We start from the raw sequence: 26,270 nt of genomic DNA, 5'->3' as shown, positions 1-26,270 counted from the left end.
TTTTTATGAATTATCTTCTCCACCACCTCTCGCATACGGACCTAGACGGCTACGGTTGTCAGATGGTGAGTGCACGCTATTTTGATTCTATCGTATTTTACAATTCCAACTACGGCAAAGAAATCAACGAATGCTTCAACCAAATTTTAGAATCCATCCAAGCTTCTTCCATCGAGAAACACGTCATTCTCATCACCGATTTAAACCTTACGATGGAGCAGGCTAAGGAGTTTGAATCCAAAGCCACGATTTGCGAAAAAGAGATTCAACTGCTCTTGTTGGATCATCATAAATCCGGCTTTGAATGCGCCGAAACGTTTGAATGGTATTACCTCGATTCCATGCGTTGCGCCACTAAAATTACCTACGATTTTTTTAGTTCCATTTACGGTCACGATGCGAAACTTTCGCATTTCGTCGATGTCGTAAACGCCGTCGATATTTGGCTCGAAAACGACCCTCATTTTGAGCTCGGCAAAGTCTGCATGGGAATGGTTAGCGGTGCTAAAGAGGTCAATAAAGTGATGTTTCCGCACGAAAATACCGCTTATATTTTCAACCTTCTTCACAATGCACAGGCTTTTTTTACGCAAGAGGGTGCGCATATCGCCTTGGACGATGCGGTACACGGCTTGAAAAAAGCTTTTTTTCAAACGGATAAAAACGATACGCTTAGCAATCTTGTTTCCGCATACAACGTCGTGTTACTAAGCAATGCCAAAGAGAAAATGCGCATCACCTACAAAGAGTACCAAGGGATTCTCACGTACAACATCGGAAACGTCTCGATTATCGGAAACGACTTTTTAACCGCCAATCCCGATTTCGATTTTTTCATGGACGTTACCTCGAAAAAGACAATCAGTCTACGCTCCAACGGTAAAGTCGACGTCAGTAAGATGGCGGCACACCTTGCAAACGGCGGCGGACATCACAACGCAAGCGGAGGACTTCTCAGCAGTTTTAAAGATGCGTTTACGTATGATGCGATTAAGTCACAAGTGACGAATATTATCGCGTCAAAAGGATAATCTATGGAAAAGAAAGACCTTCAACACGAACTTCAACGCGCCGAAGAAGAGATCGAAGAGATGGCGATGCAATTAGCCGACATGTTAGGTGCGGCACTCTTTTTTGCGGGTGCGAAAAAAGAAGACCTTCCTAAAGCGATTGATCTTTATTTAAAAAGTATCGACGAAGTTTTTGAAGACGAAGACGACGATGCAGAGATGGGATTCGACGAGATTATCGAAGTCATTACCTATATGAAAAACAAATACCCTAAATTATTCCACCCACAGCATTAAAAAGGGGATTTACCCCTTTTTCTTTGCGATAAACGTTGCAAAATTTCCCCATTTAAAAAGCGTCTCTATCGTTTCAAATCCAACCTCTTCCAGCATCGCTTTATTTTCTTGTTCGGTATAAGGAATCAAAACGTTTTCCAAAGCTTCGCGCTTTTGCGCTATCTCAAAATCGCTATAGCCTTGTTTGCGTTTAAAATCGTAATATACGTCAATCATCTGCTTGTTAAGCACTTTATCGTCAAAAACGATTTTTTCGCTCAAAAGAAAAATACCCTGAGGCTTGAGGGCATCATAGAGTTTTTGAACAAACGCACTTCGCTGTAAAGGGCGAATAAACTGAAGCATATAATTGGCGATAATCGCATCGTGGGGTTCGAGTGCCACTTCGGTAATGTCGGCGTTGAGAAAACTCATCTGCGCTCCGTACGCATGCACTTTTTGCCGTGCTAGATGTAGCATCGCTTCGGAATTATCGACGCCCAACAACCGATAGCTTTTATCGCTTTTTTTATAAAGCGTCAAAAGCGTGTTCGCGGTCGAACACCCCAAATCCACGATCGACGCGCAAGGAGAAACGTGCCGTACGATACAATCGCATGTCAATTCAATGACTTCTTTGTAAAAAGGGATAGAACGTTCCAACATGTCGTCGAAAACGACGGCAACGTCTTCGTCGAATTCAAACTGTTTCGAAATCGGTTTTGAAAAAAGCGTATCGTCCATCACGAAAAATCTCCCAAATAAAAACGGCATGTTTTCAAAAAGAGACGTGCTTTTTGAATATCCGTTTGAATCTCTTGTTTTAACGCCTCCAAGCTTTCAAATCGTCTGTTTTCACGTAGAAAATGCACAAAAGAGAGTTGTACGCTGCCTTCAACGTTACCGATATCGAGGTCTAAGATATGCGTTTCAATCGAAAAGCGTCCGTCCGTGCTCTCTCGAACGCCGATAAACGAAACCGAGTCGTAAATACAATCGCGAATTTTCGTACGCGTTGCATAAACGCCCTCGGCGGGAATCAGATATTCGTGTACTTTGAGATTGAGCGTGGCAAAAAGGTGTGATTTACCGATCCCCTGCCCCGCAATCACGTCGCCGATTATTGCGTATTCACGCCCTAAAAAACGGTTTGCTTCTTCTAGTTTTGCTTCTTTTAAGTAGTCGCGGATCGCACTCGAGTGAACCGAAACGCCTCGATAGCTAAACTCGTCCACGATGACGACTTCGCCGTCAAAAAAGGTACGTAAATCGATTGCCGTACACGAACGGTGTTTGCCGAAACAAAAATCGTATCCGACGACCAGTTTTTTGAGATGAATAAATTCGCGTTTAAGCAGTGCGACAAACTCTTCGCCGCTCATATTTTTTACTTTGAGAAAATGAAAAAACATACACGGATAGCCCGCATATTCGCTACGCTTAACGCCCGGAGTCAGATTGGCTTGATCTTTGTCGATCACAAAAAGCGCACCGTTAGCTCCAAGGTGTTTTAAAAGTTGTCTGTGCCCAACGTGCATACCGTCAAAACTGCCGATGGCAAGGGTATCGACGCTATCTTTTTTTAAAACAGTAGAACGTTTCAACATTCCCCTCTTTTCCTTGAAGCGTTGAATCGCATTTGGAAACCAACGTCCATCCGAAAGAAAGAGCGTGTGCTTCAAAGCGATGTTGTGCGCGAATGATAGCCGAGCTATCTTTAACCACGCCTTTGGAAGAGCGTTTAACCTCTTTGCCGACTTCGAACTGGGGTTTAAACAAAAGAATAATCCAGTCGTGTGCTAAACGATCGATGCTTTCTAGAATCGTCGTCAGACCGATAAACGAGACGTCGCAACTGACGATACCGTAGGTTTTTTCTGGGGTAAACGTGCGAATGTCGGTATTTTCGTAGACCAAAATACGTTCATCTTCACGTAAACTGACATGTAACTGCTCGCTTCCGACGTCGACCGCCGTAATCGAGCGTGCCCCCTCTTCCAACCATACCTGCACAAATCCGCCCGTACTGCTTCCGATATCCAAAACTTCTTGATCTTGGGCTTCGATCATGCGGTATTCGTTTAAAAATCCACGCAATTTAAGCCCCGCACGGCTCACATAAGCATGAATCTTACTCACTTCGACGCAATCGTTCGCTACGACTTCGTAAGCACTTTTTTTCTCAACGTGTCCGTTGACCCAAACACTCCCCTCGGCGATCAGCTCGGAAGCTTTATTGCGGCTTTGCGCAAACCCGTGTTCAAAAACGTAGCGATCAAGCCTCATCAAGCATCTCCGCCATTTCGTGTTCGCTGAGAGTTTTAACGCCGAGTTCTTGCGCTTTGGAGAGTTTGCTTCCCGCATCGTCGCCGTAAATTACGAAGTCGGTTTTTTTGGAAACGCTCCCGCTGACTTTTGCCCCCAGTTTTTCAAGCCGCTCTTTAATCGCATCGCGAGATTCGCTCATCGCACCCGTTAAAACAACGGTTTTCCCCGTAAAAACCGACTCGGTAATCTCCAATTTCTGACATGTAGGTTCTAAAATCGCCATCAATTCTTGTGTTTCTTGAGCATTAACGCGAATAAACTCCATCAAGCTTTTCGCCATCTCCTCGCCGAATCCCTCTAACGCAATGACCGCGTCGTAATGCGCCTGTAGCCATTCGTTGCCGAATGCGCGTGCGATTTTCTTTGCCGCCACTTCGCCGATATGCTCAATCCCTAAGGCATTGATAAATTTTTCTAACGCGACGCCTTTGCACGACGCAATCGCCTCCAAAAGATTGCGTGCTTTTTTCTCTTTAAAGCCTTCTAAGGTTAAAAGATCATCCATTGTAAGCGTAAAAAGGTCTTTGACATGTAAGATCAATTTTTGCGCATAAAGCTGCTCGATAATTTTGTCGCCGAGCCCGTCGATGTTGAGTGCTTTTTTAGACGCAAAGTGAATCATCGCCCCTAAAATCCTTGCGTCGCACGAAAGGTTTTGACACTTAATCAACGCCCCTTCGTCCAAAAGCTCTTCGCCGCAGACGGGACAATGCGTCGGACGCTTCGGAACGATTTCGTTGCCCTTACGCCTTGATTCGAGCACTTTAATAATTTTAGGAATAACGTCGCCGCTTCGAATAATAATCACGGTATCGTGAATGCGAATATCCTTGCGCTCTATCTCGTCAAAGTTATGCAAGGTTGCACGTTCGACGATAACGCCCTCGATATTGACCGCTTCGACCTCCGCCACGGGCGTTACCACGCCCGTACGTCCGACTTGAAGGGTAATAGCGTTGATCGTCGTTACTTTTTCGATCGCCGGAAATTTAAATGCAACCATCCAACGCGGGTATTTCACCGTGTAGCCTAGCTCTTCTTGCAGTGCGATTTCGTCGATTTTCACGACCATACCGTCCATCATCATTTCAATCGCGTCGCGTGTCGCGATCAGTTCGTTATAGAGGTCATGAACCGCTTCGATATGAGACGTCACGAGAATACGCGGAGGCTTTAAAAAACCCAAACCGTATACATACGCCATACGTTCGCTCAATCGGCTCTGCGTCAAGGAATTCATCCCGATACCCCAAGGATAAAACATTAACTTACGCTTTGAGGTCACACTCGTATCCAACTGCCGTAAACTGCCCGCGGCGGCATTTCGCGGATTGGCGAAAAGGGCTTCGCCCGCACAAAGGCGTTCGTCGTTTAAACGCTCGAAATCGGCTTTTTTGATCACGACCTCGCCCCTGATTTCAAGCAAACCTTGATGCTCTATCGTTAAAGGAATCGATGCAATCGTTTTAACGTTTTGCGTGACGTCTTCGCCGATACTTCCATCGCCTCGCGTAATCGCCTGTTTTAAAAAGCCGTGTTCGTAAATGAGGTTCAAACTGGCTCCGTCGAATTTGGGTTCGCAATAAAACGTAAACGTTTCTTTCACTTTTTTGACCCGTTCGATCCACGCATCAAGTTCAAACTGATCGAATACGTCTTCCATACTCCACATACGCGCGCCGTGAGCCGCTTTTTCAAAACCCTCAAGCACCTTGCCGCCGACGCGTTTGGTCGGACTGCTCTCGTCGATTAAAAGCGGATTGGCTTGTTCGTACGCTACGATCTCATGATACAGAAGGTCATACTCTTCATCGCTCGCCAAAGGAGCGTCATCGACGTAATAGGCTTTCGCCCACGTGTTTGCCAAGGAGACTTTGTCTAAATAATCGTGATGTGTCATGAAAAATAACTACCGTAAATAAGTTTGATGAGCGTCAAAGCAACCATCGTTAAAAAAAAGAGTCGAATAAACTTTACCTCTTTGTGAATGACCATGTTGGAGCCCACGTAGGCACCGATCAGTTGACCTATACCCATTAAGAGACCTACTAAGAGTAAAACATTGCCGCTGTACAGGAAAACCGCTAAGGAGACGACGTTGCTCGTAAAGTTCATCACTTTCGTTTGAGCCGTCGCTTTTTTAAGATTTAAACCTAAAAGCGCAACCAAGGCAATCGTCCAAAACGTACCCGTTCCCGGACCGAAAAATCCGTCGTAAAAACCAATACCTAAACCGAAAATCAGGAAAAAAAGATGCCGTCCCAAATAAGCGTGACGATCGTTTTCGCCCATTTTCGGCGATAAGAGCGTATAAACAAAAATAGCGACGAGCATCAAAGGAATCGTCTTCGCCAACACGCTTGCGTCTAAAAGCAAAATAGCATACGTTCCAAGCGCCGCGCCGATAAACGTATACCAAACGCCGATAGCAACTTCACGCCAGTGAATGAAGCCTTTGCGAATAAAATTGAACGACGCCATACCGCTTCCAAACGTTCCTTGGAGTTTATTGGTCGCAAGAGCAATATGCGGCGGCATACCCGAAGCCAACAAAACGGGAATCGTGATAATCCCTCCGCCTCCGGCAATCGAATCGATAAATCCGGCAATCACGCCCGTCGCAAGAAAAATGAGATAGTAGTAAAACTCAAACTCCATGACGCTCTGCCTCAGGTTTTGCTTCCTCTACGTTCCCTTGCTTTTCGTTATTTTGTTCCTCTTGAGGAGGTATGGAAGCATCATCGTTTGATTGCGACGCTTCTTCTGTGGGCAAAAGCTCATTTGCATGTTCATCGGTATTGTTTAAGGGTTCTTGAGGCGTTTCTTTTTCGAGGATAGGTTCTTCACTTAGAGATTCCGTCGACATCGCCTCTTGCAACGTGGACGGTTCTTGCGTAGTATCGTGAAGTTCTGCTTTTCGTTCCTCTTCAAGGTGTTGCAACAGTTCCAAAGCCTCTTTGGTCGCTTTGGCAACCTCGTTATACGTTCCGTCTTTAATATGCCTCCAAATATCGCGTCTGACCAAACTGAGCGCATAGCGTCTATCGCCGCCTACCACGCGCCCGAGTTCGTTTCCGCCGCATTCGTTACACACGAAAAAGGTAATTTTATCTTGTAAAACGTCCGTCGTCCGACAATTTTCGTCATCGCAAAACAACATTGCGCGGCACTTCGGACAATAACACCAAAGCGCGATAATGTCGCCTTTTTTGTATTTCCATCGCCATAACACTTTAAATAAAAGCATTTCACGAAATTTATAATACTTAGGTCGCATTAAAAAACGTGCTACAAAAGGCGAAGCGACCAATATAATGCAAATCGTGATAGCACCGCTATTGACGATCCATTGAGGAATCGCATAAAGCGTGCTGATACGATTTAAAAGATCCATTATTTTTTCCACAATTACTATCCTAAACAGTCAAATGGAGTGCTTTAAACACACTCAGGGCTTGTACATGTGCTTTAACATCATGCGCACGGATGATCGTCGCACCCTCTTCGTAAGCTTTGAGATGCAAGGCAAGCGTGCCGGGCAATCGCTCTTCGATGGGCGTGGGAATAATTTTGTCGATCATCGATTTTCGACTCGCTCCGATTAAAAGCGGATAGCCGAAGTGCAAAAAGTGGGCATGATGCTTCAAAAGTTGTAAATTATGCTCAAGCGTTTTTCCAAAACCGATGCCTACGTCTAAAATCATATCGGAAATTCCAAATCGTTTCGCCTTTTCGATGCGCTCTTCGAAAAATGCATCGACGGCTAAAACAACGTTATCGTAAACGGGCTCGCATTGCATCGTCGTAGGATCGTTTTGCATATGCATCAAAACAACCGTCGCTCGGTATTTTGCCGCAACGCGCGCCACCGCATCGTCGGACAAAGCGGTAATATCGTTTACGATCGAAAAACCATGTGAGAGTGCGTATTCGAGGCAAAGCGGCGAATAGCTATCTAACGAAAAACGTGCCTTACATGTCAGGTTATGGTGCGCAATCAAATCGATAATCGGACGGACGCGCGAAAGTTCTTCCTCTTCGCTAACGCCGAGGCTTCCGGGGCGGCTGGAAACGCCGCCCAAATCGATGATCGTAGCTCCCTCGTCGATCATCGATACGATATGCGATAACGCGGCGTCTCCGTGAAAACGACTGCCTTGAAAAAAACTGTCTTCATTAGCATTCACGACGCCCATCACCTCGAAGGCATTGTCATCAACGGGCTGCTTTACAAGCGATGTCAACGCTTCGGAAACCGTTTTGAGTCCGAAAGGTTGTGCTTTTTCTTTTTGAATCAGCTCTTTGAGCTGTTTTTCGTTGGCAATCAAGAGCGCATCAACCAAAGGAACGCTACATGTCACCGTCTCTTTGGGTACTGCCAAATCCGCACCGATACTGAGTGCATCTTGTTTTAAGATATTGGCCGCCGGTGTTTTAAGATCACGGATATAAATCAAGTGCAATCTGCTTTTTGGAACTAAAAGCTTCTGCCCTTCGTGCGTAACGCCCAGACGCTCCAAAACCGTTTTGACATCGGAAGCAGACGAAAGTTCATAGAGTTTCACGGTGTTTCCTTAACATCACGGAAAGCAAAAGCGACGTGAGAATCGTTTGCGGTCTGGAATTGAGCTCGACCAAATGCAAAAGCTTTTGAAAATGCTCCAGCTCCTTCTCGCTAAAATGGAGACGATGTTCGTGAATCGCTTCGTAAACGATCCCTTGTACCAACTCTTTGAGCGCATTTTTTTCGATCGTTTGATGGGCTTGCACAAATGCGTAAATATCGGAAATATCCAGTTTGGAAAGCGCAAGTTCGCTGCGAACGCGTTCGTGTTCGACCGCTAATTCCTTATACGCCAATCGGGAACGAATCGTCGGGAGAAGCGCCGTTTTTGAAGGGGCGACGACGATAAAAACGATGTGACGCGGCGGTTCTTCTAAAATTTTCAAAAGTGCGTTTTGAGCTTCGATACGGTAGCTTTTTGCGACCAAAATCAGGTATTTATCTGCCGCTTCAGCGACGTACGCCTCTTTGATAACCTCTTTGGCGTCTTCCATCAAAAATTCGTCTTTTACAAAAAACAGATGCCTCTTTTTATCCAACAAAAGGCTTAAATGCTCTTTGGCTTTTTCCACATTTTTACAAATAAAAATATGGCTTAAAACCTCTTCGTCACTCATTTTCAAACGCAACCTCAGCAAAAAGCACGGCATCGATACTTTTATCGAGAAGTCTAAAAAGTTGAATCAATTTAATATCCAAACTGTCATCGTCACTTAAAAGATAGAAACTGTTTTGGATATGTTCGTCCATAATCCACATAAAACTATCGTCTTTGCGTTTAGCGATTTGCATTTTAATATCGCTGTTCTTACCGACGTAAAAGAAGGTATAACCGCCGGGAAACGCTTGAGAGAGCATATCTTCTAAAAGCTCGATGTCTTCGTTATTTTTGACCTGATACAAATTGGGATAAAGTGTTTGCAACGCAATGAAAGGTAAAAGCGGACGATTTTTCTGACGATTATTGACCGCGCGAAGCAGGTAATGGCAAAACCACGCCCTATCATCGTCCGTTACGACGATAAAGGTATGCCCATCGAGTAAATTTTTAAGCATGGAAGCACAAAGCGGCACCCATTCGAACCGCTTCTCTTCCATCCAGCTCATCGAAGAGCCGTCTTTGCGTATTTGCTCTAAGGTCCACTTTAAGAACTGTTGCATTAACTATTTATCCAGCTGGTATGCGCTATGAAGGGCTCGAACGGCAAGCTCACCGTATTTTGCCTGAATGACCATCGAAATCTTAATTTCGCTCGTGCTGATCATCTCGATATTGATGCCCTCTTTTGCCATCGTGGAAAACGCTTTGCAGGCAACGCCGCTGTGCGATTTCATACCCACGCCGACGACGGAAACTTTAACGATGTCGCTGTCGTATTGCATAATCTCGCTGGCTTTGAGTTCGCTCATCGCTTGTTTGGTCACTTCAAGCTCGTTTTGCGGTACGGTAAAACCGAGGTTCGTCGTACCGTCATACCCTACGTTTTGAATAATCATATCGACGTTTACGTTGCAATCGGCTAATTTTTGAAAAATCTCTGCGGCAATACCCGGTTTATCGGTAACGCCTCGAAGCGTCACGCGTGCTTGATTTTTATCTAAAGCGATGCCGCTCACTAACGGTTGTTCCATAATATTTTCTTCCTTTGTAATGAGTGTTCCTTCATGATGGTTAAAACTACTGCGCGTTACCAAGTTGACGTTGAGTTTCTTCGCCAATTCGACCGAACGGCTTTGCAACACTTTTGCACCCAAGCTGGCAAGTTCCAACATCTCTTCGTAGCTAATCTTATCGAGTTTTTTAGCTTTAGGCTCGATTCGAGGGTCGGTCGTATACACGCCGTCCACATCGGTATAAATCTCACAAAGATCCGCTTCCAACGCTCCGGCAACCGCTACGGCGGACAAATCGCTACCGCCGCGTCCGAGCGTCGTAACTTCGCCGTTATCGCTAACGCCTTGAAAACCCGCAACGACGATAATTTTACCTTCACCGAGTGTTTTTTTCATCTCCGTCGTATCGATATACTCGATTCTAGCTTTGGTATGAATCGTATCGGTCACGATACCGGCACGTCTTCCGCTCATGGAAACGGCGGGATAGCCTTTGGCTTCCAATGCGATAGCCAGCAACGCGCTTGTAACGCGTTCGCCCGAACTGAGCAACATGTCAACTTCGCGATGATTGGGCGTTTGACTAAAAAATCCCGCAAATTCCAACAATTTATTGGTCTCTCCGCTCATAGCGGAAACGACCACGACAAGATCGTGTCCTGCTTTTTTACTTTCAATCACTCTAGCGGCCACCGCGTCGATTCTTTCGACGTTTCCGACACTCGTACCGCCATATTTCTGGACGATCAACATCTTACAAATACCCTTCTTTTTTAAAATATTCTAACACTTGTTTGTATACCGGACGCTTGAAATAGGTGATAAAATCGAAAATCTCTTCTAACGCGACAAATTTATAGTCGTTAAATTCCGGCTCTTTCGTCGCCAAATTGAGCTTAGCGTCTTTTTTAAGCCTGACTAAAAAGTACTTTTGACTCTGTCCGTCAAAAGGGTACATTTTTTGGGCTATCTTTTGAGGAAAATCGTACTGTAGCCATTCGGGAAATTCGGCGATAATCTCTACCTCTGCCGTGCCGATTTCCTCTTCAAGCTCTCGGTAAAGCGCATCTTTGGGAGTTTCCCCCGCGTCAATGCCTCCTTGAGGAAATTGCCATGCACCTTCGATATCGCTGCGGCTGGCAATAAAAAGCTCGCACTTAAACGGATATTTATCGGAGACGATGACGGCGGCAACATTGGGTCTGTATCGTTTTGGAGATTCCATGCTTATACATTACCTCTATATTTTTGTTAAAATAGTAGCCAAAAAGTCATTAAACTTGCTTGATACCGAGGAATCCCGTGCTAGCCTACCTTCATATCCCTTTTTGCGACAGTAAGTGCCATTACTGCGCCTTTAACTCGTACGACACTAAATCAACGCTCAAAAAAGCTTACATGTCGGCGATTAACGATCAACTCCGTTTTGAACTAGAACAAAACACTATCGAAAAACAAAGCATCCGTTCGTTATTTATAGGAGGCGGAACGCCTTCTTGCATCGAAGCGGCATGGTACGAGCCTTTTTTTGCGCTTATAACGCCCTATTTGACTCCGGATGCCGAAATCACGACCGAGGCAAACCCGCATTCGGCGACCCCTTCGTGGTTACAAACCATGCACGCTTTGGGCGTCAACCGCATCAGTTTCGGCGTACAAAGTTTCCATGCGCAAAAGCTTGCCTTCTTAGGACGCAATCATACGCCCTCCACGGCGATTCGTGCCGTCGAAAACGCTTTTAACGCCGGTATACGAAACCTCTCCGTCGATCTCATTTACGCAACGGCGTACGACACGGAAGCACTTTTAAACGAAGACTTGCGTATTGCGTGTTCTCTTCCGATCAATCACATCAGTGCTTACGCGCTCACGCTAGAAGAAAACACGCCTTTTTTCGGACGAAACGAGACGACCAATCCCTCCGAAGAGCTCGCACGCGCTTTTGTCGCGTCTATCGTCAAGGCGGGCTTCCCCCAATACGAAATCTCCAACTTCGGACGTTACCAAAGCAGGCATAACACAGGGTATTGGCTACATGAAAATTATATGGGAATCGGTGCCGGAGCGGTCGGGTTTTTCGACGATCGGCGTTTTTATCCTCCGAGCGAAATCGAAGCATACGTGCAAAATCCTCTGGAAAGACGTACCGAAATGCTCAGCCTAGAAGACTTACATGTCGAAAAGATTTTTTTAGGATTGCGCAGCAACGTCGGCGTTCTAACATCGCTGTTATCGCAACGAGAGCGTGAAAATGCCGCCATTTTGCTTCATGAGAAAAAACTCGTGCAAAACAACGATCGTCTTTTCAATCAGGATTATTTTCTCAGCGACGAACTGGCACTTTTTCTCACGCGTTAAGATGCTTCCATCGCCTCTTTCAAAAGAGCTTTCGCCGCTTCGCGTCCTTCATTGACGATGTGGCGAATCTGTAAGGCTTTGAGCAGTTTTTTCTCTTCAAAGTCACTGGCTTTAGCAACGATTTTGATCGGTGTTCCGAAAGATTTAAGCACTTCACAGAGTAAAATCAGCTTTTTCTCGTTGTTAATGGCGATAATCACCGCTTTGGCATCTTCGACAAAGGCATTTTTTAAAATAATTTTTTCGGCGGCATTTCCGAAGTAAACGGGTTCGCCTCTGCTTTGCCCGAGCTTGACGAGTGTAATGTCGTGTTCCAATACCAAATAATTAACGTTCATTTTTTTCAATCGATAAACGATCTCTTGCCCGAGCTTTCCGTATCCGCAGACGATAATATGATCTTTGATGCCTGATGAGTGAATTCTAAAATCACCGACGTTGGGCTCTTTGGTAATAGCATTAACGATTTTTTGCATATTTTTGAGAATAAAGGGCGTTAAAACCATCGAAATAACGACCGTAACGATTAAAACTTGTACCGTAGCCTGACTTAAAAGCGAAGAAGAGCTCGCCAACGCTAAGACCGCAAGCGAAAATTCGCCGCCCTGACACAATGCCAAAGCCGTTTTAAGCGCAATACGACTGCCTTGCCTCCACACGAGTATCACATAAACGACCCCGATTTTAATCGCCAAAATAGCCGCTAAAAGAATCAAAATCCAATCGTAGTGTTTTTCGATCAAGGCAATATCGATTTGCATACCGACGGTAATAAAAAACAGACCGAGTAAAATGTCGCGGAAGGGAACCAAGTCTGCTTCGATTTGATGTTTATACTGCGTATCGGACATCATCATGCCCGCTAAAAAAGCACCTAAAGAGTATGAAAATCCAAACGTATGCGCTAAAAATGAAGCTCCGACGACCAACAATAACACCGACGCGATAAAAATTTCTTGCGTATCCGCCCATACCACGAGCGATAAAAAACGATTCAATAAATATTTTCCGATGAGGTACATCAGTCCTAAAATAATGACCGCACTAATCAACGTTTCCAACAAAAGCGACGAGAGCGTACTGGTCTGATTGGAAAAAATATTGATCATCAACAAGATCGGAATCACGGCAATATCTTGAAACAACAAGATACCCAACGACTTTCGCCCGTAGATCGTATGCATCGTTCCGGTATCGTTCAGAATCTTCAAAACAATCGCCGTTGAAGAGAGTGCCAAGGCATAGCCCACGATAATCGCACTCTTTCGATCCATGCCGAAAAGGTATTCGGCACTAAGCGAAATAATGCCTCCGGCTAGTAGAACCTGTAAAAAGCCGTTAACGAAAACGTCGCGCTTCATGCTGAGCAAGTGTTTAAGCGAAAATTCCAAACCGATCGTGAACATTAAAAAAACGATACCGAATTCCGCGATATGCGTTAACGAGTCGTTGTTACGAAGATTAAAAAACGAAGCGATCGCAAAACCGGTTAAAATATAACCGATAATCGTCGGAAGATTAATGCGTTTGAATAAAATATTGAGTACGGTAGCAATCGCCGTCGCACTTAAAATAATGACCAGTATATTATCCAAAACGCTTCTCCCTACTCTCCGAAAAGAATAATTTCATAACTGTTTTTATGTTTCACCAACGGATTTTTCGTTTGCGTACTTTTTTTCGACAATCCGCTAATTTCATTGCGCAATCCCTCGATTAACGTTTCGTACTCATCGATTTTATCTTTGAGCTGCATGATAATATCCACGCCGGCAAGATTGACGCCCAGATCGCGTGTTAAACGTTGAATCATCTTGATTTTATCGATGTCGCGTTGCGAATAAAGACGCATCTTACCGTCCGTTCGAGAAGGCATAACCAACCCTTCGCGTTCATATTGTCTGAGCGTTTGAGGATGAATGGTCAATACTTTCGCCACGACGCTGATGAGATAAACGGGTTCTTCATATCCATGATGCATTTTGCGCTCCTTTGCCGATAGCTTCGTTTAAAGTTTGGCTTCCATCATCGCCTTTAAGTCTCGATCCAAAGACGAAAGGCTCGGAAGAACGATATTGGCAACCAAATAAAGGTCGCCTTTGGTTTGTGTTTTACGATTTAAAGCACCGTACTCTTTCACACGGAATTTTTGACCGTTTTTCGTCTCTTCTTTGACTTTAAGCGTAATCTCTTTGTAAAGCGTATCCGTCGTGATTTTACCGCCGAAAAGTGCCGTTTTGAGAGGAATATCCACGGTCTTGACTAAATCGTCTCCTTCTCGAACATACTCGGGACTCGGCGCAACGTCGACGGTTAAAAGTAGATCGCCTTTGTAACCTTGATAGCTTTTACCCTTCTCTTTCACGCGCATTTTCTCGCCGCTTTGAATCCCTGCGGGAATCTTAACGTCAAAGCTTTCGCCGTTATAAGAAAGCGAATGTTTTCCGCCTAAAATCGCCACGTTAAATGGAACGACGATCTTAGCATTAACGTCTAAATCCGGTTCGTTAAAACCGCTAAATCCGCCGCCGCCGAATCCGCCGAATCCGCCGCTAAAGCCGCGTGCCGAACCGCCGAATCCCCCAAATCCGCCGCCGCCGAAAATGCTGCGTAAAATGTCGTCGAGATTGGCTCCGCCTTGCGCATTGGCAAAATCGTGGAAATTTTGTCCGCCGAACATACTATCGCCGTATTGATCGTATTGGCGGCGTTTTTGTTCGTCGCTTAAAATTTCGTATGCGGCGTTGATCTCTTTAAATTTGTCTTCCGCTCCAGGGTCTTTATTGACGTCGGGATGGTATTTACGTGCCAAACGGCGATACGCCTTTTTGATCTCGTCGGCACTTGCACTTTGCGCTACGTCTAAGGTTTCGTATAAACTTTTACTCATCATATCACCCTTCAAAAGCGATGTATCGAGGCATCTTCTCAAGAAGAAGCTTCTTCTTCGCCTGAAAATATTTATAGTGATTATAACATAAAAGTTTAGTCTAGGTCAATCAAGTTTTATTCCGGCATTAGCTTAATATTTACTTTATATTTACTTCACTCTTTTATAATTTCACGACCAGCACATTTTTAAAAGGATTAACGATGCAAAAAACGATTTTACTCTCTCTTATCGCTTCCCTTTCCCTTTTTGCAGGAACGATTCAAATCGCTCAAATGCCTAAAGATTCGCCAAGACAAGACGCAACGTCTTCCAACGTTATTCTCTCTTATAACAATGCGATCAAAAACGTTAGACAAAGCGTCGTCAATATCGCAACGACCAAGAAAACCAAGCAGAGCGACCAACTCAACGAACTGATGATGCTCAATCCGTTTTTTAAAGAATTTTTCGGAAACCGACTTCCCGAATTAAAACAGCAAGAGCGTAAATCGCACTCTTTAGGCTCAGGCGTCATTATCTCCACGGACGGCTATATCGTTACCAACAACCACGTCGTCGAGGGTGCCGATGAAATCGTCGTGACGCTTCCGAACGACGAAAAAGAGTACAAAGCTAAAGTCATCGGAGAAGATTCGAAAACCGATCTTGCAGTCATTAAAATCGATGCCAAAAACCTACATGTAGCCTCATTTGGAGACTCTTCCAATCTGTTGGAAGGCGACGTGGTGTTCGCGATCGGAAATCCTTTCGGCGTGGGGGAGACCATTACGCAAGGCATCGTCTCCGCTCTCAATAAAAACAACGTCGGACTCAATCAATACGAAAACTTTATTCAAACCGACGCTTCGATCAATCCCGGTAATTCAGGCGGTGCTTTAGTCGATAGCCGCGGCGCGCTCATCGGTATCAACAGTGCCATTCTTTCTAAAGGAGGCGGTAACAACGGTGTAGGATTTGCCATCCCTTCCAATATGGTTCAAAAAATCGCTACTTCGTTGGTTGAAAACGGCAAAATCGAACGCGGTTTTATGGGCGTTTCCATCTCCGATTTAACGTCCGATCTGAAAGAACTGTACGACAATAAACAAGGTGCGCTCATCGTAATGGTCGAAAAAGATTCACCGGCGGAAAAAGGCGGCTTGCAGGTTTCCGACCTGATTATTGAAGTCGACGGCACGAAAATCAAAAATTCCAACGACTTGAAAAATACGATTGCCGCCATTGCACCCGAGAGTAGCGTCACGATTACGTACGAACGCGACAAAAAAATTAAAACGGCAAAACTCAAACTCGCCAAAATGGATACTCAAAGCAGTAAAGCCGAGAGCAAAGGAGCGTCCAGTCCTATCGAAGGTCTCGATCTCACCGAAATCAATAACCAAACGCGTATGCAATACCAAATTCCCAAAGAGACCGAAGGTATTTTGGTTACCGACGTCCAAGAAGATTCTAAAGCGGAACTAATGGGCTTTAGAGAAGGCGATATTATCGTTCAAATCGAGCAAAAACGTATCGTAACGATGAAAGACTTGAACAATGCCTTGAAAGAGTATAAAAACCATAAAAAACGCGTCATCATCAACCGTCAAAATTACAGAGCCATTTTGGTTATGCCTTAAGGTTTTAGGAGGGAAACCCTCCTAAAATTGGCTATAATATCGTTGACATGTAAGGAGCATTATGACGAAAATATTGATGATCGAAGACGATTTGGAATTAGCCGAAATTTTAACGGAGTATTTAGAACCTTTCGACATGTCCGTCACGGTCGCGGAAGATCCTTACATAGGACTCTCGACGCTAGATATGCATCCTTTCGATCTTTTGATTTTAGACTTGACGCTTCCGGGTATCGACGGGCTTGACGTCTGTAAAGAGATTCGCAAACGTCATACGATTCCTATCATCATCTCCTCCGCACGCACCGATATAACCGATAAAGTGACGGCTTTGGAAAACGGCGCGGACGATTATTTACCCAAACCTTACAATCCAAGAGAACTGCAAGCGCGCATCATGAGTCTACTACGACGCAATAAAGGCTTAACCCCTATCGATCAAAACGTACAAAAAACGAAAGATTTAGTCCTCAACGAAGAACAACGCACCATTGCTTTTCACGGGAAAGCCCTTCCTTTAACGGCAGCCGAATACGGCATTTTGGGTTATCTCATCAAAAAAGAAGGCGGCGTCGTCTCACGCGAAGAGCTGATTTACAATATCGAAGCCATTAGCGAAGAAACGACCAACAAAAGCATCGACGTCATTATCGGACGTATTCGTCAAAAACTCGGAGAAAACCCTAAAGAACCGACGTATATTCATGCCATTCGCGGTATAGGATACAAATTTTTACAATGACCAAATCCTCTATTTTTTACAGCATTACCTTTATTTTTGCGATCAGCATCGTGAGTATTTTTCTCGCACTGCTTTTTTTATTGGAGTACGACAAACAAACTTACACCGAAAAACTCAATATCAAGTACTCCATCATCGCGCGTGCAACACTCTTTCACCTCAATAATTTTATTACCAACGAAGAGTTGAAAAAGCAGGTGCAAGGGTACCAAATGCGCGAGATTACGGATAAAGCGCAACAAGAGCATATTATCCAAAATGCGCAAGTGATTCAAAAAATCTCCGATCGAATCGGATCGAGTGCCATTTTGCGCTACGAAAACGACCACTACTTGCAAATCGAGACCAAATACTCGTCGTTACTGCTTAAAGACGAAGATTTTCAGCCCTACCGTTACGATTTGATTAAAACGATTTTCGGCGTTGTTTTTACGATTATTATCATCGCATATATTTTGACGATTCGTAAAATCAAACCTTTACGAAAACTCAAACGCCAAATGGATGCGTTTGCCAAAGGCAACCTTACGATCAACTGTAAAACCGACGGTGAAGACGAAATCTCCCAAGTCGCCAATGCGTTTCACAATGCGGTCGAACAAATCAACAAACTCAACCAATCCCGACAACTTTTTTTACGCAATATCATGCACGAACTCAAAACGCCCATCACGAAAGGGCGCATTAGTGCCGAAATGCTCGAAGAAGGCAAGCAGCGTACGCGTCTGATCGGCACGTTTGAAAAACTGGAACTTCTGATTAACGAATTTGCCTCGATTGAACAAATTACCTCCGGAGAGGGTCTCAAAAACGTCAAACCGTACCGTTTGGTCGATATGCTTGACGAAGCCATTGATCTTGCGATGATTTCTCCTACGCAAATCGAAATCGACGGTGAAGAAGAGATTATTTTAAACGTCGATTTTAGACTCTTTACGACGGCGATGAAAAACGTCATCGACAACGGCATCAAATACTCCATCGATCAAAAGGTACGTATCGTTGCGCGCAAAACGAAAATGGCGTTTATTAGCCAAGGCAAGCCGCTCAAATACGAGCTGGCACATTATTTAGAGCCGTTTGTGCAAGAAAACAATTCACACCACAGTTTCGGACTCGGTCTTTACATCGTGCATCATATTCTCAAAGCACACCGTTTGACGTTTACTTACGAACACAAAGACGGGTATAATTATTTTAATTTTGAAAAACTCGATACGCTCGAACCAAATTAATGTTACAATAGATTGCTTTCATCGCCCTCTTTCAAGACGGGTGTTCGCGATCATCTCTTTTGCGGCAAATGAAAGACAGTAAACAAAAACTCATTGACAAGGAGACGTTTTATGTCCGGAATCGCTTTTTCCAAGATCAATCTCGCCAATCTTATCGACCATCATATCGCCTTATTGGAGCGTTTCGGAATCAAAGACGAAGTTCCGTTTTCGCTGATTTTTTTCTCCCTTGAAGATCGCAAAGAGATGGATAGTTTAGAGATGTTTCAACGCATTCTTCGACGCACCGACGCGATTTTCAACCACAACAACCATTATGTCGTTATCTTGACGGGAACCGATTGGAACGGTGCGACCGAAGTGCTTTCGGGGATTCAGGAATTTTTAGATCAATCGCCGCACGATAACGTCGTCACCTATCCGGAAGACGGAACCGATTCCAAGACGCTTTTGAGCAAGCTTCAAGAGATGGTGGAAGATAACTGCAATATCACGACCGAACTTCTACATGTATAAAAAAGCGGGCAAAATATTGCCCGCTTTGAAGCATGGCTATTCGTTACGAAGGGTATCTAAAACGTTAATTTGCGTCGCTTTATACGCGGGATAATACGAAGAAAGGGCCACGATAGCACTCGTTCCTAAGACGATCAAGAAAAAGTCGAGCGACGATAAATCAAGCGGTAAGCGTGCCGTACCGTAAACATCGGCAGGAAGAGAGATAATATCAAACGAGCCGAGTACCCATAAAACAATACCGCCTAAGAGCATACCAAAAAGCATTCCACCGCCGCCGATCACTAAGCCTAGGTAAAAAAACGTATTTTTGATCTCTTTTTTATAAGCTCCCAGCGAAAGCAAAAGAGCGATTTCTTTGCGTCGGTTCATAACCGTCATCAACAAAGAGCTGATAATATTCAAAGACGCAATGAGAATAATCAGCATTAAGACGATAAACAAAGCGCGTTTTTCCAATGCTAAGGCGGCAAAAAAATTGCCGTTCATCTGCCACCAACCGACAATTCCTAAATCCGCCGGTAAGGTTTTTCGAATCTTTTCGATATCAACGAGAGGATCGTCAGAATAGATGTGAATGCCGTCAAACGTTCCCTCTTGGTATTGCAAAATTTGCGCTAAAGAGTCCAACGTCGTGTACATGTAAGCTTTGTCGTACGCGATTAAGCCCGAATGAAACGAACCTTGATAGTTAAACCGTTTCATCTTCGGAATCAAACTCATACCGCCCGGATCGTTTTTCGTAAAAATCAACGTCGCTTTTTCATCGGCACTGAGTAAATGGTGTTTTGCCAGTTCGCTTCCGGTAATCAAATCGTATTTTTCAAGCGTTTTTCCGCGCACCGCATCGGCGACGATACTGTTAATTTGTGCCTCTTGCTCGAAATGAACGCCGAAAAGCAATCCGCCTTCTAAGCGGTCTCCTTTTTTCACGATCACTTGGGTGGAAATATACGGGCTAAACTTCAGTGAAGGAAAATTCGCTTTCAGCGTTTCCAAATCGTTTTGCGTCACCGGAGAAAAGGTACGCGAATAGATCGAAAGCGGATAATTCATCGTAAAAAGTTTTTTTTCAAACTCTTTGTCAAAACCGTTCATAATCGCCATAGCGACCATTAAAACCGTCAATCCGATCGCCACGCCGAAAAACGCTAAAAGCGAAATAACGGTAATGAACGGCTGCGATTTATCGAATCGCAAATATTTTTTAACGAGATAAAGACTCAGATTTCCTTGCACCGTTACCCTTTATGCTAAAAGCCCTTTTTTAGGACCGCTCTTACCGCAACATTGTTTGTATTTTTTACCGCTTCCGCACGGGCACGGTTCATTTCTAGGAATTTTTTTCTCTTTTTCGTCTTCTTCGTCTTCCGCATAAGGATTTTGGTGTTCTAAGGTCGTCGAAGTATTGCTCTCTTCCATACGACGGATCATCTCTTCCATCGCTTGACGTCGTTCGTCCTCTTCTTTTTGATCGCGAAGTTTAACGATATGAAGCGTTTTAAAACTTTCAAATTTGATTTGTTCGACCAATTCGATAAAGAGGTTGTAACTCTCTTTTTTATATTCGGTTAACGGGTCTTTTTGATTATAACCGCGAAGCCCGATACCTGTTTTTAAAATATCCATTTGGTATAAATGGGCACGCCATGCATTGTCTAAAACTTGAAGGTATAAGATACGCTCGATTTCCTTACGTTGCGTCGCATCGACAAGGGACATTTTTTCATCGTAACGTGCTTCCAATAACTCCGTCAATTTCGTGCGCAACGCGTCAAAATCAAGCTCTTGAAACGATGCGGCTTCGAATGTCTCTCCAAGCTCGTCTCTCACAACGGCACAAAGACGTTCAAGATCGTATTGCGTCTCGGAAATACCTTCGTAAATTTCGGCTCTAAAGAGCAGATTGGTAACGAACTCGAGGCGAATTTCTTTGATTTTCTCTTCGATACCGAACGTAGGATTTAAAAGATCGTTTCTAAAATTGTAAATAGTTTTACGTTGTTTATTCGCAACGTCGTCGTATTCCAACAAGTGTTTACGTGCTTCAAAGTGAAGGGCTTCAACTTTTTTCTGTGCGTTTTCAACCGCGCGGGTTACCATTTTCGACTCGATATGCTCACCCTCTTCGATGCCAAGTCGCTCCATAATCGCTTTGATACGATCGCTTCCGAAAATACGTAAAAGATTGTCTTCCAAACTTAAATAAAAACGGCTCTTACCCACGTCACCCTGACGTCCAGAACGACCGCGAAGTTGGTTGTCGATACGGCGGCTTTCATGACGTTCCGTGCCGATAATATAAAGACCGCCCAAAGCTTTGACTTCATCAGTCAATTTGATGTCTACACCGCGTCCCGCCATATTCGTTGCGATCGTAACGGCACCTTTTAAGCCCGCATCTTTGATAATTTGTGCCTCTTTTTCATGGTTTTTCGCATTTAAAACCGAATGCGGCACTTTCTCTTTTTTCAGCAACGTATGTAACAATTCGCTTTTTTCGATGGATGCCGTACCCACCAAAACAGGTTGACCTTTTTCATGGCACGCTTTAATGTCTTTAATGACCGCTTCGAATTTCTCGCGTTCGGTTTTATAAATCAAATCGTTCATATCTTCGCGACGCATCGGTAAATTTGTCGGAATAGAGATAACTTCTAAATTGTAAATCTGAGAAAATTCCGTTGCTTCGGTTTGTGCGGTTCCCGTCATACCCGCAAGCTTTTTATACAATCGAAAATAGTTTTGGAAAGTAATATCCGCCAAAGTTTGCGACTCTTCTTTGATCATCACGCCCTCTTTGGCTTCCAAGGCTTGGTGTAAACCTTCGGAAAAGCGTCTGCCTTCGCTCAATCGACCCGTAAATTCGTCTACGATAACAATTTCGCCTTCTCTGACGACATAGTGAACGTCCGCTTCAAAAAGATAGTGGGCTTTCAACGCTTGATCGAGGTGGTGTGATAAAACGGCATTTTCCAAACTGTACAAGTTGTCGACTTCAAACAATTTTTCGGCGTTGCTGATGCCCTCTTCGCTCAAAATAATCGTTCGATTTTTTTCATCGACGCTAAAATCGCGCTCTTTAATCAATTTTCGCGCTACGCCGTCGGCAAGTTTATATCCTTCCAACGTTCGATTCGCAGGTCCGGAGATAATCAAAGGCGTTCTCGCTTCGTCGATTAAAATCGAGTCGACTTCGTCGACAATCACGAAATTATGCATGCGTTGTACTTTTTCGCCCGAAGAGTAGCGCATATTGTCGCGCAAGTAGTCAAAACCGAATTCGTTATTCGTGCCGTACGTAATGTCGGCGTCGTATTGCGCCTTACGTTCGGTGTCGTTGGCAAGATCGTTGGTAACAACGCCTACGCTAAGCCCTAAAAAGTTATAAATTCGCGCCATATCCGCCGCATCGCGTTTCGCCAAATAATCGTTCACTGTCACGACATGTACGCCCTCGCCGCTCATTGCATTGAGTACGACCGGAAGCGTTGCAACCAACGTTTTACCCTCACCCGTTTTCATCTCGGCGATATTGCCGCCGTGCAAAACTAAACCGCCGACCATTTGTACGTCGAAATGGCGCATCGTCGTCGTACGTTTGCTGACTTCTCGCGTCATCGCAAAGACATCGTTCAAAACCTCGTCCAAAGATTTTAAACCGGCTTGAACATCCGCTTTCAAAGCGTTAAACGCCGCCTTAAGATCTTCATCGCTTAGCCTTTCATACGTCGGTTCTAAGGCATTGATTTTTTTGACGCGTCCCATTAACTCTTTCACGACGCGATCATTTTTCGTGCCGAAAATTTTACGAACGATACTACTGAGTGACATACGATTTTCCTCTAATTTTCTTTCTTTTTTCTGATCTGTTTTCATTAGAATTCAGGATTTTATCATACTTTTACTATCTCTTTGATAAAACTCCATAACGATATTGCACGACCAAGGGGTTTTTATGCGTTTGATTGGAATTTTGCTCTGCTTTACAACGCTTTTATGCGCAAAAATAGGTGATTTTAAAACGATTCAAAGCGATTTTATTCAAAAAGTGACTAACGATCAAAATAAAACGATTGCGTACGAAGGGACGTTTTATGCAACCAAAGAGCAAAAAGCGTTATGGGTTTATCAAAAACCCGTCGTAAAAAAAATCTATTTTAACCAAAACAAAGTGCTAATTGTCGAACCGGAGTTGGAACAAGTCATCATTACGACGCTACAAAACACGCCCAATATCGCACAATTGCTTCGCGAAGCCAAAGAAATCGCTCCGAACCGTTATGTGACCCGTTTTATGGACACGACGTATACGATTGTAGGTTCAAACGATACGATCGAGAAGATAAGCTACAAAGATAAATTGGAAAATAACGTCGAAATTCTCTTTTCCAATGCTTCGACCGATCTTTTTATCGACGACGAAATGTTTCGCCCCGATATTCCGAAAGGATACGATATCGTCCGTGAATAAGCGATATTAAAGAAGCTCCGGAGCCGTGGGTTTTGCAAAGAGATACCCTTGAAAATAACGGCATCCGAGTTCTTTTAACGCCTCAAACTGTTCTTGCGTTTCCACACCTTCGGCGATGACTTCGAGATGAAAATTTTGCCCCATAGAAAGAATCGTTTCCACGATCATCGCATCGCTTCGATTGTGAATAAAATCGCGAATAAACGATTGGTCGATTTTTAATTCGTCGACGTGAAAATTTTTGAGATACTGCAAACTCGAATATCCCGTTCCAAAATCATCGATCGACAATGAAACGCCGAGTGTTTTGAGCGCATTGATCTTCTTCAACGCTTTTTCACTGTCTCCGATCAAAAGGCTCTCCGTTAATTCCAAGCGAAGCCGTGAGGGGTCGATGCCGTTTTCTTTCAACATCGCTTCCAAAATAGCGATAAAATCTTCACGTTCAAACTGCTTGATACTCACATTAATCGAAATGCGCCATAGCGATTTTTCAGCGTCTTCTTTCCATCTCGCCGCTTGAGAAATCGCCTCTTTCATAACCCAATAACCTAAGGGTATAATCAATCCGGATTCTTCGCAAACAGGAATGAAATGTGCCGGCGAAATGATCTCTCCGTCTTTCGTCTGAAGTCTAACCAATGCCTCCACGCCGACGATACGGCGATTATGATCAAGTTGCGGCTGATAGAGCAAGAAAAACTGCTCGCTATCCAACGCATCGCGTAAATGTTGTAACATCAACGATTTTTCTTCCATGACATGTTGAATAAACGCATCGAAAAAACGAATCGTATCGCGACCGTCTCTTTTAGCCGCATACATGGCACTGTCCGCATGGCTTAATAAAGACTCTACGCTCTCTTTTTCACCGAAAAGTCCGATCCCGATACTAACCGTCACAAAGAAGGGATGATGATCGATCATAAAAGGCTCTTTTGCCGCAATTAAAATCTTCATAGCTATCTCTTCGGCGCTGCGTGCGGTCGCTTCCACATTGTCCGCAATATTCGGAAGCAAGACGGTAAACTCGTCGCCGCCGAAGCGTGCCAAAACATCATTGTCCCGCGTAAAGCCTTTGAGACGCTCCGCCATCAATACCAAAAGCTTATCGCCCGTTGCATGGCCTTTGAGATCGTTAATCGATTTAAAATTATCGATATCTAAAAATAACAACGCACCATACATGTGAGAATTTTGATGCGCTTGAATGGCAAGGCGAATGTGTTCGCTTAGCATCGTTTTGTTAGCCAAATCGGTTAGCGGATCGTAATACGAAAGCTTCATAATGCTCTCTTTTTGATGAAACGAGTTAATGGCAAAGCCGACGTCTCCCGCCAACTCTTCGATCATCGCGCGCTCTTCTTGACTAAAACCTTGCGGTATCGTCGTACAAATCGTTAACACGCCCAAAACGTTACGCGCAAATTTATCGCTTCTAAGTGCGGTAATATACGCTTCGCTCACACCGTAACGACGCATCATCGTTTGGCATGAAAAGCCCACGGCTTTATCGTTATGCGTTAAAATACGGTAACCCCCTTTATGAAAAACCTCTTCTTCGACGTCGGAAATATTAAAGTCGTCCGCAAGTCCCAACGACTCCTTAACCGAGAGTTTTTCTTCTTCCCATAAAATAATTTTGACATGGGCAAACGAATCGTTTTCAAAAAGGCATCGTGCCGTTTGTTCTAATAATTCGCCAAGCGTCTGCGTCGTAATCAAGATTTGATTGCTATCGGCAACCGTACGCAAAACCGAATAAAGATGCTTTTGATGATCGTACGCTTTTTCCAGTTCATCGCTTTTTTGCAACAATTTTTGCGTCCGTTCTTGAACTAACGCTTCTAACTCTTTTTTCTGCGCTACCTCTCTTTTTGTCAGCTCTTTAATCGCCAAAAACATTACAACCAATAAAAACAAAGTAACCGTTACGCTAAAAGCAACTTCTTCCCAAAAGAGCATAATCACGTCTCCAAAGAGAAGATTTTTAGGCATTTTTATACTGGTAAGCCCTCTTACTTCACCCAAAGAATAACCGTAAGCATTGTCGTAACGCTGGGCGATATAGGGCAATACTTCCTCTTTCTTTCCGTGGCACGCCAAACAATACGCCTGAATTCGTAACGGCGACGAGAAAAAATAAAACGATTGCCCGTTCGCCTCTTCGATTAATTCGAGCTTTTCGTCTTCTTTAGGGTGGGCATCGAAATAGCGAATCATCTTCTCTTCAAGCGCATCGGCTTTATTGTCCGGATTGCGCGGTCTATCCGAAACATTACGAATCGTAATACCTTGTTTGGAGCGTTGGCTAAAGAAATCACTGATATGCGTTGAAGCGTGCGCAGGTAAAAATCCGACCGTCGAGTCGTTTAAATCGATACCGCTTGAGAGAAACTGTTGGTGATATACGTAACGCATCGAGATAAAATAGTCGTGGAGCGTTTTAGCTTTCGAATAAGCCCGAATCGCGGTCAACTCGTGCGCTTGTCGGTATAAATAGCCGATAACAACGGCATTGGCAAGAAAAATAAAAAACGTTATTATCCAAAAAAGACGTTTGGTAAGACTCAATTGTTTCACTGTCGGCTCCTTTGACGAGGCACAAAACGTATTACAGTATAGCTTTCCTTAGCTTATG

General features: G+C 44.1%; 25 protein-coding genes. 8 read left to right on the top strand and 17 right to left on the bottom strand.

Annotated elements, in window-relative coordinates; translation table 11 throughout:
* Positions 1-5: 5 nt before the first annotated feature.
* Together NL930_RS05490 and NL930_RS05485 are read left to right on the top strand one after the other, a co-directional pair.
* On the top strand, positions 6-1,031 hold the full coding sequence (locus tag NL930_RS05490) for a DHH family phosphoesterase (RefSeq protein WP_060825742.1): 1,026 nt from the start codon (positions 6-8) through the stop codon (positions 1,029-1,031).
* Between the two features lie 3 nt (positions 1,032-1,034).
* On the top strand, positions 1,035-1,307 hold the full coding sequence (locus NL930_RS05485) for a hypothetical protein (RefSeq protein WP_041963390.1): 273 nt from the start codon (positions 1,035-1,037) through the stop codon (positions 1,305-1,307).
* 9 nt (positions 1,308-1,316) lie between these two features.
* Here NL930_RS05485 and cmoA read toward each other — a convergent pair whose 3' ends face one another.
* Genes cmoA through NL930_RS05430 form a run of 11 tightly spaced genes read right to left on the bottom strand, consistent with a single transcriptional unit; the run spans position 1,317 to position 11,017 of the window.
* Entirely contained in the window at positions 1,317-2,030 is a 714-nt protein-coding gene (cmoA, locus tag NL930_RS05480) for a carboxy-S-adenosyl-L-methionine synthase CmoA (RefSeq protein ID WP_254375931.1), read from the bottom strand.
* Complete coding sequence (locus tag NL930_RS05475; RefSeq protein ID WP_254375930.1) at positions 2,030-2,893, bottom strand: bifunctional riboflavin kinase/FAD synthetase; 864 nt, start codon at positions 2,891-2,893, stop codon at positions 2,030-2,032. The genes cmoA and NL930_RS05475 overlap by 1 nt, the downstream gene beginning before the upstream one ends.
* Complete coding sequence (locus NL930_RS05470) at positions 2,859-3,572, bottom strand: TlyA family RNA methyltransferase (protein WP_060825739.1); 714 nt, start codon at positions 3,570-3,572, stop codon at positions 2,859-2,861. The genes NL930_RS05475 and NL930_RS05470 overlap by 35 nt, the downstream gene beginning before the upstream one ends.
* Positions 3,562-5,514, bottom strand: a complete 1,953-nt coding sequence (ligA, locus tag NL930_RS05465; RefSeq protein ID WP_254375929.1) for an NAD-dependent DNA ligase LigA — start codon at positions 5,512-5,514, stop codon at positions 3,562-3,564. The genes NL930_RS05470 and ligA overlap by 11 nt, the downstream gene beginning before the upstream one ends.
* Positions 5,511-6,272 carry a TSUP family transporter gene (locus tag NL930_RS05460; protein ID WP_041963385.1) on the bottom strand — a complete coding sequence of 254 codons (762 nt, stop codon included), beginning with the start codon at positions 6,270-6,272 and terminating at the stop codon, positions 5,511-5,513. Before NL930_RS05460 ends, ligA begins: the two co-directional genes overlap by 4 nt.
* A complete protein-coding gene (locus NL930_RS05455; RefSeq protein ID WP_254375928.1) occupies positions 6,262-7,020 on the bottom strand; it encodes a hypothetical protein in 759 nt (252 codons plus the stop codon). The genes NL930_RS05460 and NL930_RS05455 overlap by 11 nt, the downstream gene beginning before the upstream one ends.
* Before the next feature lie 10 nt (positions 7,021-7,030).
* Complete coding sequence (folP, locus tag NL930_RS05450) at positions 7,031-8,179, bottom strand: dihydropteroate synthase (protein WP_254375927.1); 1,149 nt, start codon at positions 8,177-8,179, stop codon at positions 7,031-7,033.
* Complete coding sequence (locus NL930_RS05445) at positions 8,166-8,795, bottom strand: DNA polymerase III subunit delta' (RefSeq protein WP_039672692.1); 630 nt, start codon at positions 8,793-8,795, stop codon at positions 8,166-8,168. The genes folP and NL930_RS05445 overlap by 14 nt, the downstream gene beginning before the upstream one ends.
* Entirely contained in the window at positions 8,788-9,339 is a 552-nt protein-coding gene (locus NL930_RS05440) for a HobA family DNA replication regulator (protein ID WP_039672694.1), read from the bottom strand. Before NL930_RS05440 ends, NL930_RS05445 begins: the two co-directional genes overlap by 8 nt.
* 3 nt (positions 9,340-9,342) lie before the next feature.
* Complete coding sequence (locus NL930_RS05435) at positions 9,343-10,545, bottom strand: aspartate kinase (protein WP_039672695.1); 1,203 nt, start codon at positions 10,543-10,545, stop codon at positions 9,343-9,345.
* Between the two features lies 1 nt (position 10,546).
* Positions 10,547-11,017 (bottom strand): RNA pyrophosphohydrolase, encoded by a 471-nt coding sequence (locus tag NL930_RS05430; protein ID WP_039672696.1) that lies wholly within the window; start codon positions 11,015-11,017, stop codon positions 10,547-10,549.
* Positions 11,018-11,094: 77 nt separating this feature from the next.
* On the opposite strand from NL930_RS05430, the gene hemW reads away from it, so the two are divergent.
* The gene (gene hemW / locus NL930_RS05425) at positions 11,095-12,150 is read left to right on the top strand and encodes a radical SAM family heme chaperone HemW (RefSeq protein ID WP_254375926.1); all 1,056 of its coding nucleotides are present in this window, start codon (positions 11,095-11,097) and stop codon (positions 12,148-12,150) included.
* Here hemW and NL930_RS05420 read toward each other — a convergent pair.
* Genes NL930_RS05420 through NL930_RS05410 form a run of 3 tightly spaced genes read right to left on the bottom strand, consistent with a single transcriptional unit; the run spans position 12,147 to position 15,040 of the window.
* Entirely contained in the window at positions 12,147-13,745 is a 1,599-nt protein-coding gene (locus NL930_RS05420) for a cation:proton antiporter (protein ID WP_254375925.1), read from the bottom strand. The genes hemW and NL930_RS05420 overlap by 4 nt on opposite strands.
* An 11-nt stretch (positions 13,746-13,756) precedes the next feature.
* Complete coding sequence (locus NL930_RS05415) at positions 13,757-14,131, bottom strand: heat shock protein transcriptional repressor HspR (protein WP_039672699.1); 375 nt, start codon at positions 14,129-14,131, stop codon at positions 13,757-13,759.
* A 27-nt stretch (positions 14,132-14,158) separates the two neighbouring features.
* Positions 14,159-15,040 carry a DnaJ family protein gene (locus NL930_RS05410; protein WP_039672700.1) on the bottom strand — a complete coding sequence of 294 codons (882 nt, stop codon included), beginning with the start codon at positions 15,038-15,040 and terminating at the stop codon, positions 14,159-14,161.
* A gap of 203 nt (positions 15,041-15,243) precedes the next feature.
* Between NL930_RS05410 and NL930_RS05405 the strand changes: the two genes are divergently transcribed.
* The 4 genes from NL930_RS05405 (at position 15,244) to NL930_RS05390 (ending at position 19,155) form a co-directional block, all read left to right on the top strand.
* Positions 15,244-16,662, top strand: coding sequence for a Do family serine endopeptidase (locus NL930_RS05405; RefSeq protein ID WP_254375924.1), 1,419 nt, complete (start codon positions 15,244-15,246; stop codon positions 16,660-16,662).
* Positions 16,663-16,723: 61 nt separating this feature from the next.
* Complete coding sequence (locus tag NL930_RS05400) at positions 16,724-17,404, top strand: response regulator transcription factor (RefSeq protein ID WP_254375923.1); 681 nt, start codon at positions 16,724-16,726, stop codon at positions 17,402-17,404.
* Entirely contained in the window at positions 17,401-18,639 is a 1,239-nt protein-coding gene (locus NL930_RS05395) for an ArsS family sensor histidine kinase (protein WP_039672705.1), read from the top strand. The genes NL930_RS05400 and NL930_RS05395 overlap by 4 nt, the downstream gene beginning before the upstream one ends.
* Before the next feature lie 111 nt (positions 18,640-18,750).
* On the top strand, positions 18,751-19,155 hold the full coding sequence (locus NL930_RS05390; protein ID WP_039672706.1) for a hypothetical protein: 405 nt from the start codon (positions 18,751-18,753) through the stop codon (positions 19,153-19,155).
* Between the two features lie 36 nt (positions 19,156-19,191).
* On the opposite strand, the gene NL930_RS05385 is transcribed toward NL930_RS05390, so the two are convergent.
* Entirely contained in the window at positions 19,192-20,394 is a 1,203-nt protein-coding gene (locus NL930_RS05385) for an FtsX-like permease family protein (protein WP_254375922.1), read from the bottom strand.
* A gap of 9 nt (positions 20,395-20,403) precedes the next feature.
* Positions 20,404-22,989, bottom strand: coding sequence for a preprotein translocase subunit SecA (secA, locus tag NL930_RS05380; RefSeq protein WP_254375921.1), 2,586 nt, complete (start codon positions 22,987-22,989; stop codon positions 20,404-20,406).
* 124 nt (positions 22,990-23,113) lie between these two features.
* On the opposite strand from secA, the gene lolA reads away from it, so the two are divergent.
* Positions 23,114-23,629 carry a LolA-like outer membrane lipoprotein chaperone gene (lolA, locus tag NL930_RS05375; RefSeq protein ID WP_041963378.1) on the top strand — a complete coding sequence of 172 codons (516 nt, stop codon included), beginning with the start codon at positions 23,114-23,116 and terminating at the stop codon, positions 23,627-23,629.
* A 6-nt stretch (positions 23,630-23,635) separates the two neighbouring features.
* Here the strand turns inward: lolA and NL930_RS05370 are convergent, their stop codons facing one another.
* Entirely contained in the window at positions 23,636-26,212 is a 2,577-nt protein-coding gene (locus tag NL930_RS05370; RefSeq protein WP_254375920.1) for an EAL domain-containing protein, read from the bottom strand.
* Positions 26,213-26,270: the final 58 nt, after the last annotated feature.

The organism is Sulfurospirillum sp. hDNRA2, from assembly GCF_024206095.2.
Taxonomy (GTDB): domain Bacteria; phylum Campylobacterota; class Campylobacteria; order Campylobacterales; family Sulfurospirillaceae; genus Sulfurospirillum.
This window is presented reverse-complemented; position numbering and strand designations above follow the sequence as displayed.